This is a genomic window from Stenotrophomonas sp. SrG, assembly GCF_050031795.1.
GTDB lineage: Bacteria > Pseudomonadota > Gammaproteobacteria > Xanthomonadales > Xanthomonadaceae > Stenotrophomonas > Stenotrophomonas rhizophila_A.
In genome coordinates, this window is sequence record NZ_JBNBBE010001121.1 from 1 (window position 1) to 239 (window position 239).

Below are 239 nucleotides of genomic sequence, written 5' to 3' on the forward strand. Positions count from 1 at the left end.
CTGCCGGTGCTGTTCGTGCATTGCGAAGCGGGCCAGGATGCGCGGGAATTGTTGACCCGCAGACGGAGACGCCGCGCAGCCACGCAGGGCGTGGCGCTACCGTTCAAGAAAAACGCCGGCGATGCCGGCGTTCTTCGTTTCAAGGGGCCGGCCAACGGCCGGCGCTACCGGTTACGGTGGGGCTTTGATGACCGCACACGCCAGGCGCGCACCGGCGTTGCCGGTCGGCTGGGGGTTGT

Annotated in this window: 1 protein-coding gene; it reads left to right on the forward strand. The window is 68.2% G+C overall.

Annotation, left to right across the window (positions count from 1 at the left end; genetic code table 11):
• The coding region (locus ACQG3P_RS22950) for a hypothetical protein (RefSeq protein WP_426806335.1) at nt 1-239 on the forward strand (239 nt) is incomplete at both ends.